The organism is Sorangiineae bacterium MSr11367, from assembly GCA_037157805.1.
Lineage (GTDB): Bacteria > Myxococcota_A > Polyangia > Polyangiales > Polyangiaceae > Pendulispora > Pendulispora rubella.
Genome location: CP089983.1, coordinates 2,261,129 through 2,277,394, shown reverse-complemented (window position 1 = coordinate 2,277,394; position 16,266 = coordinate 2,261,129). Strand labels below are relative to the sequence as shown.

Below are 16,266 nucleotides of genomic sequence, written 5' to 3'. Positions count from 1 at the left end.
ATCCTGCGGATGCGCGTGGCATTCTGACCATGGGGGAGGGTTTCGCGGCCATGGTGCATTCGGTTACGCCGATGGTAGCCATTTCGGTGGAGAAGACTATTTTCTGGAAGATCGCCGTCGAACGGGAGCACCAGTTGGTGCGGCTCATTCGAACGCCCGCTCCCTACGTCGAGCTGACCGACATCAACGCGTCGTTCGTGCAAGTCGACCGCGCGCTGCACGACATCGATCGCCGATCGTGGCGCCTGCTGGTCGATCTGCGCGACGGTCCACGCCGCAACGACACCGAGTTCGAGGCGCAGATGGATCGCTACCGAAAGAGCCTCGTGACCTCGTTCCGCCGCACGGCGCTCGTCGTGAAGTCGGCGACGGGCCTGCTTCAGGTCAAGCGCCACATGCACGAAGACGGAGCGCTCCACGCCGCCGTGTTCATGTCGGAAATTCAGGCCATGCAGTACCTCGAGCACGGGCATTAAGACCCTACGTACCGTGCATGTGGAATCCGAATCAGTACGAGCGCTTCAAGGCGGAGCGCGATCTTCCGTTCTTCGATTTGATGGGCATGCTTCGGCGGGATCCGCGCCCGGCGCGGGTGGTGGATCTCGGCTGCGGCACCGGTGAGCTGACGAGCGTTCTCCATCGCGATCTGGGCGCGGCCGAGACGTTGGGGATCGATGCGTCGGCGGAGATGCTGGCGCGCGCGCCGACGACGCCGGGGCTGCGCTTCGAGAAGGCCAACATCGAGGCGTTTTCGGCGAGCGCACCGTTCGATCTGGTGTGGTCCAATGCGGCGCTGCAATGGGTGCAGGATCATCCGTCGCTGTTCGCGCGGTTGACCAAGTTCGTCGCGCCGGGCGGCCAGATTGCCGTGCAGATGCCGGCCAATTTCGATTACCCGACCCACGTCATCGCCGCCAAAGTCGCGGCGGAATCGCCCTTTGCCGAAGGTGCCTCCACGCCGTACCAGAGGGCTTTTCCGCTGCTCACGCCGGAGGGTTACGCCAAGCTGCTGTACGACTTGGGGTACACGAAGCAGTGCGTGCGCCTTCAGGTGTACGCGCATTTGCTCCCCTCGCGCGAGGACGTCATCGAGTGGGTGAAGGGCTCGCTGCTGACCGATTACCAGTCGCGCCTTTCACCCGAGCTGTACCAGCTCTTTCTGGCGCGCTACAAAGAACGCCTTTTGCCCGAGCTTGCCGACACGCGGCCGTTCTTTTATCCGTTCAAGCGGCTTCTCATCTGGGGAAGCCGTTGAGTAGAGTAGCGGCGTGCAGCTGTCTCGGAGATTCGTAAGAGCCACCCTCGCGCTGACCTCGGTTGCGCTGATGGCGGCCTGCACGCCACGGGAAGAGAGATACGAATCCGTCTGCCAGATCACCCGCCAGGACGTGGTGGAGACGGACCCGCAAGGCAAGCCGGAGCTGGTCGACCTCGAGTTGGAGTGGGATCCCTGCCCGGGGGATCAGTTCCAGGTGGTGCGCGGCGGGCGTGAGTTCGCCCAGTGCATCATGAAGTACCACGTCGGCGACTACGTGCCCGTCCACGTGCTCCACGAGTGGGACGCGCGCGGCTACTACAAGTGGGACCTCTTTCAAATCGGCGACTGCCCGCGCCCCATCGAGCGAACGTCAGAAGGCTCGTACGAGAAGTCGCAGGAGTGCACGGAGCGCAAAGCCTACGGGCGCCCGGTGGGCTTCTCCTGCAGCCGGAAGCCATTCCGCCAACTGGTCAAAGTCTGCCCGTGGATGGCTAGGGATTAGGGTTTAGGGTTTAGGGTTTAGGGGGAGAGAAGAAGACTGGATGGTTAGGGTTAGGGGTTAGGGGTTAGGGGGGGAGAAGAAGAGAATTAGGTCTCTTCCCCCCCAAAACTCAGAGCTCTCGTCTCCCCTCAGCCCTCGCCTCTCCCCTAACCCTCCGGGCTCCTCTCCCCTCAGCCCTCGCTTCTCCCCTAACCCTCCGGGCTCTCTTCTCCCCTCAGGCTCTCTTCTCCCCTAAACCCTAAACCCTAAACCCTCACGGCTTCTTCCAGATCGACCCGTCGGCGCAGGTGACGCGGGTGACTTCGGCGAGGGCCAGGGATGCGTCGTCGACGTAGCGGAGTTTCTCCGAGATAACGAGCTTCTCCTCGGGACGCAGGCGCAGGGGCTCGCGATCGCCGGGGAGCGGTGCGGTGAAGGCGACGTAGTGCTCGCCGTGGCGGTTCATCTTCGTGGGGCGGTTGCGCGCGTCGAAGCCGTAGGCGACGCCCTCGATCTTCGAGACTTCGCACGTGCCGCGGTTTTGCACCGTCAAGTGCAGCTCCACCTCGCCGTCGTTACGGCCGATGGATCCGACCAACGGCGCGATGGGATCGCCTGCGATGCGCCCCTGGACGGTCTCCCGGGTGCGGCGCAATGGCATGGGGCGCATCACCGCGGAGTCGGCGGCCGGCGTGGGATCGGCGTCGTCGCGGGCGGCTTCTTCGTAGTCTTCCTTGGTGATGCGCACGGTGGGCTTGCGCCACTCGCGGTCGAGCGAGAAGCGGCCGGCGAAGTAGCCCGCGATGAGGCCAATGATCAAGGTTCCCAGGGCGAGCAGGATCACCCAGCCGGGACGGCGCCCGCTCGGGTATCCCTCGGATGCGTGCGATGGCCGTTGGGGAGCGTCGGTGTTCATTCTCCTCTTTCCTCTAGATCCATGACACGGCCAGCATCAACGCGATGGTGACGGGCGGCACCCACGCGCGCGCCCAGCGAAAGACGGTTTCTTGACGCTGCTCGCCGATGATCAAGAAGGACCAGGTCGAGAGCATGTTGATGAGCAGGGCCACGTAGACGCCGAGCATCAACTTGTCGGCGCGCGTGAGGTAGCCCACGGAGGGCAGCGACTGCGTGAGCGAGTAGTGGAAAAACACCGCCGCCGCCAGCATCGGCGCCACGGCATTGGTGCGGATGTCCAGCCGCTCCGCGCGAACCCAGAGGCCCATCAGCGAGATGAGCACGATGATGTACGCCGGGAAAAAGACGCTGAACGCGGCGCTGGTGGCGAAGCGCTCGATGCCCAGCGAGAACTTGTAACGCGACACGTAAAGGTCGTCCCGGTCGAAGCGCGGCGGGTACAGATGCTTGTACGACCGCGCACCAATCGACTCGACGCCCCACCCGGACAGGATGAACTGCGCATCCAGCGACGTGCGCTCTTGGTACGGCTCGAAGACGATCTGGTCGACGCCGGCGCGCAAATCCTCGAACTCGATGGTCAAATACTGCGTATCGAAGGGGTACTTTCGCAGGTCGACCCGGCTGATGAAACTTCCCGTGAAGCGGTAGGCCTTGAACGTGGGCGTATCGGCGAGCACCGTCTGGGTGATCTCGTGGCCGTTCGTGAAGAACAGCTCCATGGTCCCCATGGGCTTGTCCGAGGTGAGCGACAGGAAAAAATCCGCATCGAACGAGCCGTGCTGAATGTCGTATCCGCGCACGTTGTTGATGACCAAGCCCACCTTGGCCGTCGCCGGGCCCCCGAAACGCGGGTGCGCGAACGGCGAACGAAACTTCCCTTCGCGATGGATGGGAACCTTTCCCTCGCCGATGGAGGCTTTCTGTTCCTCGCTGAGGTGCTCGTCGAAGTCGCTCTCACCGGGCAAGACCGCGTAATCGAGGGGATTTCCCGCATCGCGCACGCCCGCGGCGAGCGGCGCCGACGCGGCGGGTTTGACCCCAGCGTCGAGGACGGCAGCGTCGGCCTTGCCCGCCGCGCTGGACGGGGACTTGTCGGGAGGCGGTGCCTTGTCCGCGGCGTGCACCTTCGCGCCCAGGATGACGATGGCCCCGAGGAACGCGATGACGAGCGACACGATCTGCACGATGGCAGCGAGTCGGCTCAATCGAGGGCGGGCGGGGTGCGGCAAGGGCTTCCTTTCGAAACGCGCGCGCGCGCCGGGATGGGAGGCGGCTACCACCGCCCAAGTTGGGCCGGACACGGGCCCCCAGAGACGAACCAGGGGTCGAAGTGCGGCGCGAAAACTTTAGTACGAAGGGCGTTAGGAAAAAGCTAGGGTTTTCGCCCGCGTCGTTGGACGGTCGTTTCGTGGTTTGAGTGGTAGGAGGTTATAGTTTCCGGTGATGTCCCGGCTTCGTATCGGTCTCTTGTGGGTGGGCGCGTTGGCGTTCGCGGGCCTTCTTGGCGCGTGCCACAAGAAAAAGGTCGAGGAGCCGCCCGAGGTAAAGCCCGAAACCGACGTCGAGCTCGGTCCAGCGGCCCTGCAAGCCGCAGGGCTCACCAGTGGAAAACCGCACTTCGTGGAGCGGCGCGCCAGCGTGGCGGTCGCCGGCATCCTCGAGTTTCTGCCCAACCGGGTGGCCCGTGTGGGCCCGATCATCGAAGGGCGCGTCGTATCCATCCGCGTCGACCCCGGGCAACACGTGGCGGCAGGCACCGTTCTGGCCACCTTGGAGAGCGTGGAGATCGGCAAGGCGCGGTCGGACTATTTGGCGTCGCAGGTGAAGATGCAGTACGCCGAGCGCGAGCGTTTGCGGCAGTACCGGCTCGCCGATGCGGGCGTGACCACCGGCCAAAGCGTGATCAACGCCGAGACCGATCGGGATCTCGCGAACCTTGAAATCCGCGCGGCGGCGGAGCGGCTGCACGCGGTGGGCGTGCGCCTCGACGACCTGGCCCAGCCCGACGCGGGCGCCGGCTCCGGGCGCCCCTCGACCGCAACGACCCTGCGCACCCCGCTGGGCGGGCTCGTGCTGGACGTGAACGCACGCATGGGCCAGGCGGTGAGCTCCACGGACACCCTCTTCGTGGTCGGCGAGATCGACAAGGTGTGGCTCATCGTCGACGTGTACGAGCGCGATCTGGCCAAGGTGCACCCGGGCGACGAGGCCAAGGCCACCGTCATCGCGTACCCGGACCGCGTGTTCTCGGGGCGGGTCGACTACGTGGGCGGCATCGTCGATCCGGTGCGGCGGGCCGTTCCGGCGCGCATCGTGCTGGACAACCCGGATGGTGCACTCCGCCCAGGCATGAGCGCGTCGGCGCACATCTTCGGCATCGTGCCGGGTGCGGCGTCTGTGGATGCCGGGACGCAGATGGTCCTCGTGGTGCCGAAGGGTGCCATTCAGACGATCGACGGGCAGGAATTTGTGTTCGTCCAAAAGGGCGGCGGCAAGTTCAACCTGCGTCCCATCGAGCGGGGTGCGGACATCGGCCAAGAGGTCGAGGTGCGCCGGGGACTGAAGCAGGACGAAACCATCGTGACCGACGGGACCTTCGTGCTGAAGAGCGAAGCCCTGCGGGAGCAGATGGGGAAGAACGACTGACGTGATCGACAAGCTGATCGAGATTTCCGTTCGCAACCGGGTCTTGATCATCCTTTTGTCCTTCGTCTTCGTGTTGCTCGGCGCGTTCGCGTCGACGCGGGTGCCCATCGATGCGGTGCCCGACGTGACCAACGTGCAGGTCCAGGTGCTCACACAGGCCCCCGCGCTCGGGCCGCTCGACGTGGAGACGTACGTCACGTTTCCCGTGGAGATGACCATGGCCGGCACGCCGGGTCTCACGCAGGTGCGCAGCAACTCGCGGGCGGGCATCTCGGTGGTGACCCTCGTCTTCGACGACGATACGAACCTGCTCGAGGCGCGCCAACTCGTGGCCGAGCGCATCCCGAAGGCACGCGACGCCATCCCCGCGGGCTATGGCGAGCCGGAAATCGGCCCCATGTCGAGCGGGCTCGGGGAGGTGCTCCACTTCGAGGTGGGCGGCGAAGGGCGCTCCTTGATGGAGCTGCGCACCATTCTGGATTGGCAGATTGCCCCGCGGCTGCGGCTCGTGCCCGGCGTGGTCGAGGTGAACACCTTTGGCGGCGAGGCCAAGACGCTCGAGGCGGAGCTGGATCCACAACGGCTCGCGGCGGCGCGCGTGGGGGTCACCCAAGTCGTCGAAGCCATCGAGCGCAACCACCTGGCGGTGGGCGGCGCGTACATGGTCGATGGCCGCGAGAACATCACGCTTCGCGGCGAAGGGCGCGTGACCACAGCCGAGGAACTCGGCAACGTCGTCATCGAGACGCGGGGCGATCGGACGCCGCTCTATTTGCGGGACCTCGGCCAGGTGCACTATGCACCGCGCGTGCGCTATGGCGCGGTTACCCGCGACGGGCGCGGCGAAATCGTGGTGGGCGTCGCGCTCATGCGGCGCGGGGCCAATTCGGGCGAGGTCGTCGAGGACACGAAACGGGAGCTCGAGGAGGTTCAGAAATCGCTGCCCGAGGGCGTGAAGGTCGACATTTACTACGACCGCACGGAGCTCGTTCACAAGACGATCCACACGGTGTCGAAGAACCTGCTCGAGGCGAGCGCCCTGGTCATCGTGGTGCTGTTCATCACCTTGGCCAATTGGCGCGCCGGCACGGTGGTGGCGCTCTCGATTCCGCTGGCCTTGGTCGGCGTGTTCATCGGTATGTGGCTCGGCGGCGTGTCGGGCAACCTGCTCAGCCTCGGGGCCATCGACTTCGGCCTCGTCGTCGACGGCGCGGTCATCATCATCGAGAACGCGCAGCGGCACCTGGCCGAAAAGCGCGAGGAGCTGGGCCGCACGCTCACGGATGCCGAACGGCAAGAGACGGTGGTGGCCGCTGCGCGCGAGGTGCGCGGGGCCACGGCGTTCGGCGAGGCGATCATCGCGCTGGTGTACGTGCCCATTCTGGCGCTCTCCAGCGTCGAGGGGCGCATGTTCCGGCCGATGGCGCTCACCGTGCTTTTCGCCCTGGCCGCGGCCTTCGTGCTGTCGCTGACCTTGGTGCCGGCGCTTGCCTCGCTGATGCTCTCTCGCGACGCCACGGACCATCCGAGCCCGCTGATCCGGGTCGCGTCGCGCGTCTACGATCCGATTCTGAACAAGGTGCTGCTCTGGCCGAAGGTGACGGCGGCCATTGCCGTGGCGGCGTTCGCGGGGAGTCTCTTCGTGGGCAGCCAGCTCGGGCGCGAGTTCCTGCCGAAGCTCGACGAAGGGACCATGGTCATCCCGAGCATCCGCCTGCCCTCGGTGTCGCTCGAGGCCTCGGTGGCGCAGACCACGCAGGTGGAGAAGCTGCTCAAGGAATCGTTCCCCGAGGTGACCAGCGTCATCTGCCGCACGGGCCGCGCGGAGATTGCCATCGATCCGATGGGCATCAACATGACGGACATCTACGTCATGCTCAAGCCGCGCGACGAGTGGACGACGGCGCACGATCGGGAATCGTTCATCGCGGCCGTCGACGCGAAGCTGTCGGGCAACATCCCCGGCATCGGGCTTTCGTATTCGCAGCCCATCGAGATGAACACGAACGATCTTCTCGCGGGCATCGACTCCGACGTCGCGGTGCAGATCTATGGCCGCGATCTGGCCCAGCTGAAACAACTGGGCGATCAGGCGGTGCAGGTGCTTCGCGCCATTCCCGGTGCGAAGGACGTGCGCGCGGAGATGGTCGCAGGCTTGAATGCGCTCACCGTGCACATCGACCGGCCGGCCATCGCGCGGCAGGGGCTCGATGCGAAGGAGGTTCTGGACACGGTGCAGGCCTTGGGCGGCATCGAGGTCGGCGAGATTGCCGCCGGCGTGGAGCGCTACCCCATCCAGGTTCGCCTCGCGCCCGAGGCGCGCCGAAGCGCGGAGACCATTTCCGCCCTGCCGATTCGCACCGAGAATGGGGCGCTGCTCCCGCTGGGGCAGCTCGCCGACGTGACGGTGGCGCCGGGGGCGTCGGAGATCAGCCGCGAGCGGCTCTCGCGGCGCATCTCCGTGCAGGCCAACGTGCGCGGGCGCGATCTGGCGTCGTTCGTCGAGACCGCGAAGATCGCGCTGGGCCGGGACGTGAAGATGCCCTCGGGCTACTTCATGGCGTGGGCCGGCGAGTACGAGCGGCTGCAGAGCGCCACGGCGCGGCTCCTGGTGGTGGTGCCCGTGGCGCTGCTGCTCATCGTCGTTCTGCTGGTGGCGACCTTCGGCAAGGTGAAGCAGGCGCTGCTCATTTTTTCCAACGTGCCCATGTCGGTGAGCGGCGGTGTGCTGGCGCTGGCGGCGCGCGGGATGCCGTTCAGCATTTCCGCGGGGGTCGGCTTCATCGCCTTGTTCGGTGTGGCGGTGCTCAACGGCTTGGTGCTGGTCTCGAGCATCGAGAAGCTGCGCGCCCGCGGCCTGCCGCTGGCCGAGTCGGTGCGGCTCGGCGCGGAAGGCCGCTTGCGCCCGGTGCTGACGACCGCGCTGGTGGCCTCGTTGGGGTTCCTGCCGATGGCGCTGGCCGAGGGCGCCGGCGCCGAGGTGCAACGGCCGCTCGCGACGGTGGTCATCGGCGGCATTGCCTCGGCGACGCTGCTCACGCTGCTCGTGCTACCGGCCATCTACGAGATCGTCGTGGGCAAAGAGCTGGCGGTGGCTACCCCCGCGCCGGCCAAAGAGGAAGATTCACAGGGCGACGGGGATATCGTCCACACGGGTTCCTAGGCGCGGCGCGGCAGCTGGGTCGCAACGACGAGGCCGGCGGTGATCAGCACGATGTTCTTGAAGACGAACTCCCCTTCCGTGGTGAGCAGAAGGGGATTGCCATGTTGAAATGCCACGTTGGGTTGGGTCACGAAGACGAGGAACGTCCCGCAGAGATGCGCCACCATCGCCGTGACGACCCAACGAAGCTGCCAGCCTGCGACCAGCGCAATGGCCAGCATCACCTCAAAGATGCCCAACGCGGGCACGAACCAGGTGCGATCGAGAAAGGGCACCGTGCGGCCCACGAGGGCGGCGACCGGCGTCGCCCCCGTGATTTTCAAGGCGCCGAACCAGACGAACACCAGCCCGAGCGACCACCGAAGCAGCCGCAAACTGGCATGATGGGTCAGCGACCACGAAGGAAGCGCGGGGCGTGTTGCGGTTTGCTGCAGGGCGCGCGGATGCGTATGCATGGAATTCCTTTCAATTGGCCGCGCCCACGAGACCGCCGCCGATGGTGCGCTTGGGATCGACGTGGCCGTTGTTCGCAAGCGACGGACCGGCGTCCGAGCATTGCGAGTTGATGAAGTTGGCGAGTACCTGCGCGCGGAACGGGAGGAACGTGTCCGTGAGCGCGGGCGAGATGCGGCTGCTTTCGTCGATTTGCACGAAGCCGAGGGTCCTGGGCCACGTGAGCCCCGCCCCCATCGATCGACCCGTGCTGACCTGATGGCACCCGGCGCACGATTGTGTGGTCGCGCGATTGAGGATGTCGTCCGCCGTGAGATCCGTTCGGCTGATTTCCGCGAGCTTGGCGGTGATGGCGTCCTTGAACGTGGCATTGTTCTGCCCCTGGGCGAGGTAGTCGTTCGAGGTGTCCTGCTCGTTGCTCTCCCCGGCATTGTCGGCCCCGCTCGAGGACATGCCGATGGTGTTGAGGTTGGTCGACGCCAGCGAAGACACCTGATTCAAGAACGCGTTCTGGAAGGTCGTACTCGCGGCATCGCCACCGCCGAACAGGGCACCGAAGGGATTGACCTGTACGAACGTATTCTTGGCGACCAGGGAACAATCGCCCGAGGTGCACTGTTGCGAAAGGCGGAATTCCCGCAATTGCCATTGCGAGGGAAACTGCCCTTGGGGCGCGCTGAACAGATTGGCGCGAATCTGCCCCGTATCCACGCCGCCGTCGAATCCGTAGTGGGCGGCTTTGACCACCGGCGCAAAACCGGGGAGGCCGGTCAAATAGAAATCCGCCAACTTCGTCGCGCGCGAATTCGCGTCGTCGTCCGTGGTGAGTCCTGCCCAAAACTCCGTCACCGGCAGGCATGCCGCCAGGCCTGCACTGGGGTTCGGATTGGGCAAGGTGGCTTCGAAGATGAGGAGAACGCGATCGGAGAAACTCGTCTTGCCCGATCGCTTGGTGTAGACGATGCGATATTGCCCGCAATTCGCGCCATTCTGCGGAGCAAGATCGAACCGATTGACGATACCGACGGGGTCGTAGCCATCCGGATCCGGCGCCGGCGCGAATGGATTCGTCGTGGCCAGGCGGCCCTCCAAACGCGGGCACTCGATGGGAAAGCCGTTGATCGATGGCTTACCGTCGACAATCACGTCATCGCAATGAGGCCCCTGCGTTTTGGCGTTGGCCTGATTGTTCATGGTGTCCATGAGTTGCTGAAAAAGTGAAAGTGCGGATTGCCCGGTGGTGCTCCCCGTCGCCACGATTCGATTCATCACGGTTTCGAAGGGAAGTTTTTCCAGCGCCGCGGCATCGGTGACGAACAGCGATCGCGCAGGATCGGGCTGCACCGACGGGCAAGATGCGGCGTTGAGTGCGGATTTGGAGGTGCCTGTTTCGGAGCCGCTTCCTCCGTCGGAGCAAGCCATGAAGGAAGCCGCGACAGATGTACAAACGACAGCAACGTACCAAGGTTTCATTCTAAGGGTCCTCTCAGTAAAGCTGACTTCCTTCATCCAACAATCGCATCATCGGCGGTGTTCCGATCCAATGATGGCAATTATGAAATCAAGGCGCGCAGCGGTTCGTTGGTTTGCGCAATTGAAGCCGATGAAGCGATAACCAACTTGGCTTTCGCACGCATCGACAATCGCGAATGATGGTTGCTCGAAAGTGCAATCACCTCCCCCGTCGAATTCGGAGGGGCGGATGCGAAAGACGCAGAGCAAACGGGGCCATGTTCCACGCGTGTCGGTCCCGCGGGATTTCCGGATTGCTCGTGCTCCAAGGTTTAGATGGCCGAAAGGGGCCAGCTTCGTGACGAGGGTCGTTCTTTTTTCATTGGCGTCAATCGGTCATCCGCGGCGCAGGGTACGAACCACTTGTTCGTGCATGGCGCTCGCGGCCGGTGTCCGTGACGATGTCTTGCTCCGCACGAGGGCGACGTCCAGGGCGGGGAGCGCGGGGAGGCGGTGCTCGGGGCCCAGCACGGTAAGGCGCGGGGGAACGGCCGAGGCGGCAATCGCCGCAACCGCCAGTCCGCTGTCCACCGCGGCCACTTGGGCGACGATGCTGCGGCTGGAGGAGACGATGCGGTAGGCACGGTGCGTCGAGGAGAGCGCGGCCACGACGTCGCGGCGCGCGCGGCTGCCCGATTCGTAAACGCTAATGGGCAGCGGATCGCGGCGCCACATCTCGTACTCGGCGGAGCCGACCCAAACGACGGGCTCGTGGAATAGGAATGTGCCGCGGCCGGGGCGATCGCGCGTGACCACCGCGAGATCGACTTCACCGCGCTGCACTTTGGGCACGAGCAAGGTCGACTGCTCGCACATGAGGCAGATCTCGACGCCTGGATACTGGTTGCCGAAGGCGCGCAGCAACGGCGTCAAATAGGCGAACGCGTAATCGTCGGGGACACCCAGTACGACGCGACCGGTAACCTGGGGACCATGCAGCGCGGCCAACGCTTCGTCGTGCAGTTCCAGCATGCGCCGCGCGTAGCCGAGAAGCTCGCGCCCCGTGGGGGTGAGCGCCATATGACGGGGATCGCGGACGAGAACCTGTGCGCCGGCCGCGTCCTCCAGCTTCTTGAGCTGCATGCTCAGCGCCGACGGCGAGCGATGCAGCTGCGGGACCGCCGCGGCCAGCGAGCCTGCGTCCACCACCGCGACGAATGCGCGGAGCCAATCGAGCTGAAGTTCCGCCGTGTGCATGTTTCGAAAATCGAAACGTAGCATTAAGGAGGATTCGCTTTACGAAATGTGGGGCGAATCGCATCGTTTGGACCATGGATACGACGGAGCGCGCCGGTCGCCACGGAACGGCGCTGATGGTCGCTGGGGGCGCTGTGCTCGGCACGGTGGGGCTATTCGTGGAACAAGCGGGCCAGGCGCCGTTCACCGCGGTGTGGTTCCGGTGCGTCTTCGGCGCGGCGGCGCTCTGGCTATGGGGCGTGCTGCGAAAGCGCGATGCGGAACTGCGGCTCCGCGGGCGCGCGCTCGTGGCGGCCGTCGCCACGGGGCTGCTCATGACGGCCAACTGGGCGCTCTTTTTTGCAGCGCTCGATCGCGTGTCCATTGCGGTGGCGACCGTCGTGTTTCACGTGCAGCCGATATGGGTCATGGCTGCCGGGGTTCTGTGGCTGGGCGAGCCTTTTTCCCGCGTGCGTGCGTTCGCCACGGGCCTTGCGCTCGCAGGGTTGGTGCTGGCCACGGGCTTGCTCGAAGATCACGGCACGGTGTCGGCCGGGTACGTGGTCGGCTTGCTCATGTGCCTGGGTGGATCGGTGGCCTATGCCGGGGTCACGCTCATCGCGAAGATGGCCACGGGCGCGAGCTCGTTCGCGCTGGCGTGGTGGCAATGCGTCGTGGGGGCCATCGTGCTCGGGTGGTGGCCGCTCGCGCACGGCCTTCCGCCGTTGGGTGCGGCATGGGGCTGGCTCGCCGGCCTCGGCGTGATCCACACCGGGCTGGCGTACGTGCTGCTCTACGCGGGCATGAGCCTTTTGCCGGCGAGCCGCATCGCCGTGCTGCAGTTCGTCTACCCCGGGTGCGCGGTGGTGATGGACTGGCTCGTCTACGACCGCGCGCTCAGTACGGCGCAAACCGTGGGGATGCTGCTCATCGGCCTGGCGCAGTTTCTCCGGGTCAGCCCAACACGTGGCGGGCGATGACGAGGCGCTGCACTTCGCTGGTGCCTTCGTAAATCGTGGTGACGCGGACGTCGCGCAGGTGGCGCTCCGCGGGGAATTCGCGCACGTAACCGTAGCCGCCGTGGATCTGCACGGCCTCGTTGCAGATGCGGTTGGCCGCTTCGCTGGCGAACAGCTTGGCCATGGAGGCCTCGCGCGAGAACGGGCGCCCCTTCTCTTTGAGCGAGGCCGCACGCATCGACAGGAGATGGGCGGCGTCGAGCTCCGTTTTCATGTCGGCGAGCTTCCACTTGATGGCCTGGAAGTCGGAGATCGGCTGGTCGAAGGCGCGCCGGTCCTTCGCGTACTTCACGCTTTCGTCGAGCGCGGCGCGCGCGATGCCGATGGCCTGCGAGCTGATGCCGATGCGCCCGCCGTCGAGGGCCATCATGGCGATTTTGAATCCGCCGTTGAGGCTCCCGAAGAGCGCGCTGCCGGGGATGCGGCAGCCCTCGAAGTGGAGCGGCACGGTGTTGGACGCGCGCAGGCCCATCTTGTCCTCGGGCTTGCCCGCGGTGAGACCGGGGGTGCCGCCCTCCACGAGAAAGCACGAGATGCCGCGCGTGCCGGGCAAGCTCGTGGCATCGCCGGTGCGCGCCCACACGACGAAGACGCCCGCGTGGGCGCCGCTGGTGATCCACTGTTTGTCGCCGTCGAGGATCCAATCGTCGCCATCGCGCCGCGCGGTGGTGCGCATGCCGCCCGGATCGCTCCCCGCCCCGGTCTCACTGAGCGCGAAGGCCCCGGCGATCCACTCCCCGCTGGCCAGCTTGGGGCAACAGTGGTTTCGCTGTTCCTCGGTGCCGAAGGCCGCAATGACCTCGCCCACCATGTTGGTCACCGCCATGGTGACCGCAGTCGATGCACAGGCATACGCAATCTCTTGCATCGCCAACGCATAGGACACGGCGCCCGCCGCCGAGCCCCCGAGCTCCTCGGGCACGTTCACCGCGAGCAACCCGAGCTCCCCCAACCCGCGCAAAATCTCCCGCGGAAATTGCTCGAGCTTATCGAGGTCCGCGGCCTGCGGCAGAATCACCCGCCGCGCATAATCCCGCGCCGTCTGTTGAACGAGCTTTTGCGTTTCGTTGAGTTCAAGTTCCATCGTCTTTTTTCTCGTATTCTGCGTCGAATTTCGCGTCCTGCTCCGCATCGCGCCGCGCCCATTCGAGCTCCTCGAGGGCGTCGTCTCGAAGACGCGAGAATTCATCGCGAAGTTCGCGAGGCATCTCGGATTCGAGGGCGATGTACTGCGCGTCGTCCATCTGCTTCAGAAGCGTCACGACATCCGCGAGATCCTGCTTTCGCCGCGCGCGAAGCTTGAGCTCGAACAGAGTTCGGACCCCAACGTAGGTCGCGTCGTGTGGGCTCGCATCCACGCTCTCGGGCGCGGGAAAAACGACGCCTTCGGAGCGCGGGATCGGCTCTCCCGCGACGAGAAGATCCACGCGCACCCCGGTCGGCTCATGACGAAGACGTCGAGGTGTGAGCACCACGAATCCATGCGCTGGCGCACGCTCGGTCAGCTCCCGACGCGCGTCCGGGCTGACCAACAAATCGATATCGACCGTGAGTCTCTCGTAACCGTGGTGGATGACCGCGAGACCACCCACCAACTTGTACGGCGCCGCGATCTCGCTCAAGAGCGGCCGCAGCGCTTCGAACGCGACGTCGACCTCGCTCACGTCCGGCCTCGCGAACCGCGCAAAGCGTCGCAATTCTCCGAGAACATGGGCGACATCCTGCATACCTACATCCTAGCAGTCATCACAAATCGAAGCTCACCTTGGCGGCGTAGCTGCCCGGGCTGGGGAGAGGGGCGCTCTTCAGGGCGTCGGCGAGGCAGTCGAGTTTGTCGATGCCCTCTTTGCTCGGGGGGGTGATGCCGATGGCTTGGAATTTACCCTGCTTGCCGTCGGGTTCGATGTAGGCGGTGGCGCGAAAGCGGCCGCTCACGCCCTCTTTGCATTTGCCGAGGGAGTCGGCGTGTTTGCCGATGGCGTCGGCGACGCGGTCCGAACTCCAGCTGACCGGGGCGCGTACGTCGCTGGGAGGATCGAAGCCGAAGCTGTTTCGCACTTCGGCCTCGCCGCCTTGGGGCTTGGGCCACGCGCTGGAGGTGAGCACGTCCATCATGCACTTCTCGCTTTCGCGATCGCCCAGGGAGGACTCCTCCATGTAGCCGTATCGGGCCGTGCCATCTTGGCCGACGCGGAGGAAGACTTTGACGTCGCCCTCCAGGTATTCGACGCGCTGAAGGCCCTTCCGGTAACAGGATTGCAGCTTGTTCTGCAGGCGCCAGAAGGTCTGCTCCACCGCGCGCGAATCGATCGAGCCGAGCTCCGTCGACATCTGCATGCCCGAGCCTTGCGGCCGTACACGCTGCGCGGTGGTCTCCGTGTCCGTTTCGGGCGACTGCGCCTCTTGTTGTGCGCCTCCGCAGGCGCATACCAGCGCCGCGGCCACGAGCATCGTCCACGCTCGTGCGCGCATCAGGCGAGCACACTCGCGGCGATGACGATGCGCTGGATCTCGCTGGTGCCCTCGTAGATCTCGGTGATGCGCGCGTCGCGGTAGTGACGCTCCACCGGGAACTCCGTCGAGTAACCGTAGCCACCGTGCACCTGGATGGCCTTGTGCGCGACGCGCGTGGCCATCTCGCTGGCGTACAGCTTGGCCATCGCGCTCTCCGGGGAGTGGCGCACGCCCTTTTCCTTCAGGGAGGCAGCCCGCCACGTGAGCAAGCGCGCGGCATCCAGCTCGGTGGCCATGTTGGCCAGCATGAAGGCGATGGCCTGGTGCTGCGAGATGGGGACGCCGAAGCTCTTTCGCTCCTTGGAGTACTGCACCGACACGTCGAGCGCCGCGCGGGCGATGCCCAGCGCTTGCGAGGCGATGCCGATGCGGCCGCCGTCGAGCGTGGCCATGGCCACCTTGAAGCCGTCACCGACGTTGCCGACCCGGGCGCTGTCGGGCACCTTGCAGTTCTCGAAGAACACGGTGCACGAGTGCGCGGCGTGGATGCCCAGCTTGTGATCGCGCGCGTTCTGCGTGTAGCCCGGCGTGCCCTTTTCCACGAGGAACGCCGTGTGGCGAACCTTGCCACCGGTGCGGTCCGTGACCGCGAACACCAGGATGTAGTCGGCGTGCGGCCCGTTGGTGATCCAGTTCTTCGCGCCGTTGAGGACCCAGCCGTCCGCCGTCTTCTCGGCGGTGGTGATCATCGTCTGCGCATCGGAGCCGCTCATCGGCTCCGTGAGGCCGAAGCACCCGAGCTTCTGCCCGCTCGCCACCGGCGTAAGTACGTTCTTCTTCTGTTCCTCGGTTCCGAATTTGTAGACCGGATCGCAGAAGAGCGAATTGTTCACGCTCATGATGACGCCGCACGAGGCACACGCGGCGCTGATCTCCTCCATCGCCAGCGCGTAGCTCAATGGATCGAGTCCACCGCCGCCATATTCGGGCGGGATGCACATGCCCATGAAGCCAAGCTCGGCCATGCGGGCAACGATTTCCGCCGGCCATCGACCGGTCTTGTCCAGCTCGGCCGCCTTGGGGGCAATTTCGCGCGCCGCAAAGTCCCGCGCCGTGTCGATGATGAGCCTTTGTTCTTCGGTCAGATCGAAATCCACGTGTTTGACTCCTGTGCGCGCCGCAC

Annotated in this window: 15 protein-coding genes; 6 read left to right on the top strand and 9 right to left on the bottom strand. The window is 65.4% G+C overall.

Features of this window, described 5'->3' with window-relative positions:
• Positions 1–29 precede the first annotated feature (29 nt).
• The 3 genes from LVJ94_08955 to LVJ94_08945 are packed head-to-tail and all read left to right on the top strand — an operon-like array spanning position 30 to position 1,760.
• Positions 30–476 (top strand): hypothetical protein, encoded by a 447-nt coding sequence (locus tag LVJ94_08955; GenBank protein WXB07363.1) that lies wholly within the window; start codon positions 30–32, stop codon positions 474–476.
• Between the two features lie 17 nt (positions 477–493).
• A complete protein-coding gene (locus tag LVJ94_08950) occupies positions 494–1,255 on the top strand; it encodes a methyltransferase domain-containing protein (GenBank protein WXB07362.1) in 762 nt (253 codons plus the stop codon).
• A gap of 13 nt (positions 1,256–1,268) precedes the next feature.
• Positions 1,269–1,760, top strand: coding sequence for a hypothetical protein (locus LVJ94_08945; protein ID WXB07361.1), 492 nt, complete (start codon positions 1,269–1,271; stop codon positions 1,758–1,760).
• Between the two features lie 253 nt (positions 1,761–2,013).
• Here the strand turns inward: LVJ94_08945 and LVJ94_08940 are convergent, their stop codons facing one another.
• Positions 2,014–2,655, bottom strand: a complete 642-nt coding sequence (locus tag LVJ94_08940; protein WXB07360.1) for a hypothetical protein — start codon at positions 2,653–2,655, stop codon at positions 2,014–2,016.
• 13 nt (positions 2,656–2,668) lie between these two features.
• On the bottom strand, positions 2,669–3,865 hold the full coding sequence (locus LVJ94_08935) for a hypothetical protein (protein WXB07359.1): 1,197 nt from the start codon (positions 3,863–3,865) through the stop codon (positions 2,669–2,671).
• Positions 3,866–4,103: 238 nt separating this feature from the next.
• On the opposite strand from LVJ94_08935, the gene LVJ94_08930 reads away from it, so the two are divergent.
• The gene (locus LVJ94_08930) at positions 4,104–5,306 is read left to right on the top strand and encodes an efflux RND transporter periplasmic adaptor subunit (protein ID WXB07358.1); all 1,203 of its coding nucleotides are present in this window, start codon (positions 4,104–4,106) and stop codon (positions 5,304–5,306) included.
• 1 nt (position 5,307) lies between these two features.
• Entirely contained in the window at positions 5,308–8,469 is a 3,162-nt protein-coding gene (locus LVJ94_08925; protein WXB07357.1) for a CusA/CzcA family heavy metal efflux RND transporter, read from the top strand.
• Here LVJ94_08925 and LVJ94_08920 read toward each other — a convergent pair.
• From LVJ94_08920 to LVJ94_08910, 3 genes are all read right to left on the bottom strand, one after another.
• Positions 8,466–8,924: a DUF417 family protein gene (locus LVJ94_08920; protein WXB07356.1), complete on the bottom strand. Its 459-nt coding sequence runs from the start codon at positions 8,922–8,924 to the stop codon at positions 8,466–8,468. The two genes, LVJ94_08925 and LVJ94_08920, sit on opposite strands and share 4 nt — an antisense overlap.
• A 10-nt stretch (positions 8,925–8,934) precedes the next feature.
• Positions 8,935–10,344, bottom strand: a complete 1,410-nt coding sequence (locus tag LVJ94_08915; GenBank protein WXB07355.1) for a hypothetical protein — start codon at positions 10,342–10,344, stop codon at positions 8,935–8,937.
• Between the two features lie 426 nt (positions 10,345–10,770).
• The gene (locus LVJ94_08910) at positions 10,771–11,631 is read right to left on the bottom strand and encodes a LysR substrate-binding domain-containing protein (GenBank protein WXB07354.1); all 861 of its coding nucleotides are present in this window, start codon (positions 11,629–11,631) and stop codon (positions 10,771–10,773) included.
• A 74-nt stretch (positions 11,632–11,705) separates the two neighbouring features.
• On the opposite strand from LVJ94_08910, the gene LVJ94_08905 reads away from it, so the two are divergent.
• On the top strand, positions 11,706–12,590 hold the full coding sequence (locus tag LVJ94_08905; protein WXB07353.1) for a DMT family transporter: 885 nt from the start codon (positions 11,706–11,708) through the stop codon (positions 12,588–12,590).
• Here LVJ94_08905 and LVJ94_08900 read toward each other — a convergent pair.
• From LVJ94_08900 to LVJ94_08885, 4 genes are read right to left on the bottom strand one after another with little or no spacing between them, the layout of a single operon-like run.
• Positions 12,565–13,713 carry an acyl-CoA dehydrogenase family protein gene (locus LVJ94_08900; protein ID WXB07352.1) on the bottom strand — a complete coding sequence of 383 codons (1,149 nt, stop codon included), beginning with the start codon at positions 13,711–13,713 and terminating at the stop codon, positions 12,565–12,567. The two genes, LVJ94_08905 and LVJ94_08900, sit on opposite strands and share 26 nt — an antisense overlap.
• The gene (locus LVJ94_08895) at positions 13,703–14,356 is read right to left on the bottom strand and encodes a hypothetical protein (GenBank protein ID WXB07351.1); all 654 of its coding nucleotides are present in this window, start codon (positions 14,354–14,356) and stop codon (positions 13,703–13,705) included. Before LVJ94_08895 ends, LVJ94_08900 begins: the two co-directional genes overlap by 11 nt.
• A gap of 19 nt (positions 14,357–14,375) precedes the next feature.
• Positions 14,376–15,101, bottom strand: coding sequence for an AgmX/PglI C-terminal domain-containing protein (locus LVJ94_08890; protein ID WXB07350.1), 726 nt, complete (start codon positions 15,099–15,101; stop codon positions 14,376–14,378).
• Positions 15,101–16,240: an acyl-CoA dehydrogenase gene (locus LVJ94_08885; GenBank protein ID WXB07349.1), complete on the bottom strand. Its 1,140-nt coding sequence runs from the start codon at positions 16,238–16,240 to the stop codon at positions 15,101–15,103. Before LVJ94_08885 ends, LVJ94_08890 begins: the two co-directional genes overlap by 1 nt.
• Positions 16,241–16,266: the final 26 nt, after the last annotated feature.

Coding starts and splice junctions, on each gene's coding strand:
- LVJ94_08955 (WXB07363.1), top strand. CDS start 30: ATGGGGGAGGGTTTCGCGGCCATGGTGCATTCGGTTACGCCGATGGTA.
- LVJ94_08950 (WXB07362.1), top strand. CDS start 494: ATGTGGAATCCGAATCAGTACGAGCGCTTCAAGGCGGAGCGCGATCTT.
- LVJ94_08940 (WXB07360.1), bottom strand. CDS start 2,655: ATGAACACCGACGCTCCCCAACGGCCATCGCACGCATCCGAGGGATAC.
- LVJ94_08930 (WXB07358.1), top strand. CDS start 4,104: ATGTCCCGGCTTCGTATCGGTCTCTTGTGGGTGGGCGCGTTGGCGTTC.
- LVJ94_08920 (WXB07356.1), bottom strand. CDS start 8,924: ATGCATACGCATCCGCGCGCCCTGCAGCAAACCGCAACACGCCCCGCG.
- LVJ94_08915 (WXB07355.1), bottom strand. CDS start 10,344: ATGGCTTGCTCCGACGGAGGAAGCGGCTCCGAAACAGGCACCTCCAAA.
- LVJ94_08910 (WXB07354.1), bottom strand. CDS start 11,631: ATGCACACGGCGGAACTTCAGCTCGATTGGCTCCGCGCATTCGTCGCG.
- LVJ94_08905 (WXB07353.1), top strand. CDS start 11,706: ATGGATACGACGGAGCGCGCCGGTCGCCACGGAACGGCGCTGATGGTC.
- LVJ94_08900 (WXB07352.1), bottom strand. CDS start 13,713: ATGGAACTTGAACTCAACGAAACGCAAAAGCTCGTTCAACAGACGGCG.
- LVJ94_08895 (WXB07351.1), bottom strand. CDS start 14,356: ATGCAGGATGTCGCCCATGTTCTCGGAGAATTGCGACGCTTTGCGCGG.
- LVJ94_08890 (WXB07350.1), bottom strand. CDS start 15,101: ATGCGCGCACGAGCGTGGACGATGCTCGTGGCCGCGGCGCTGGTATGC.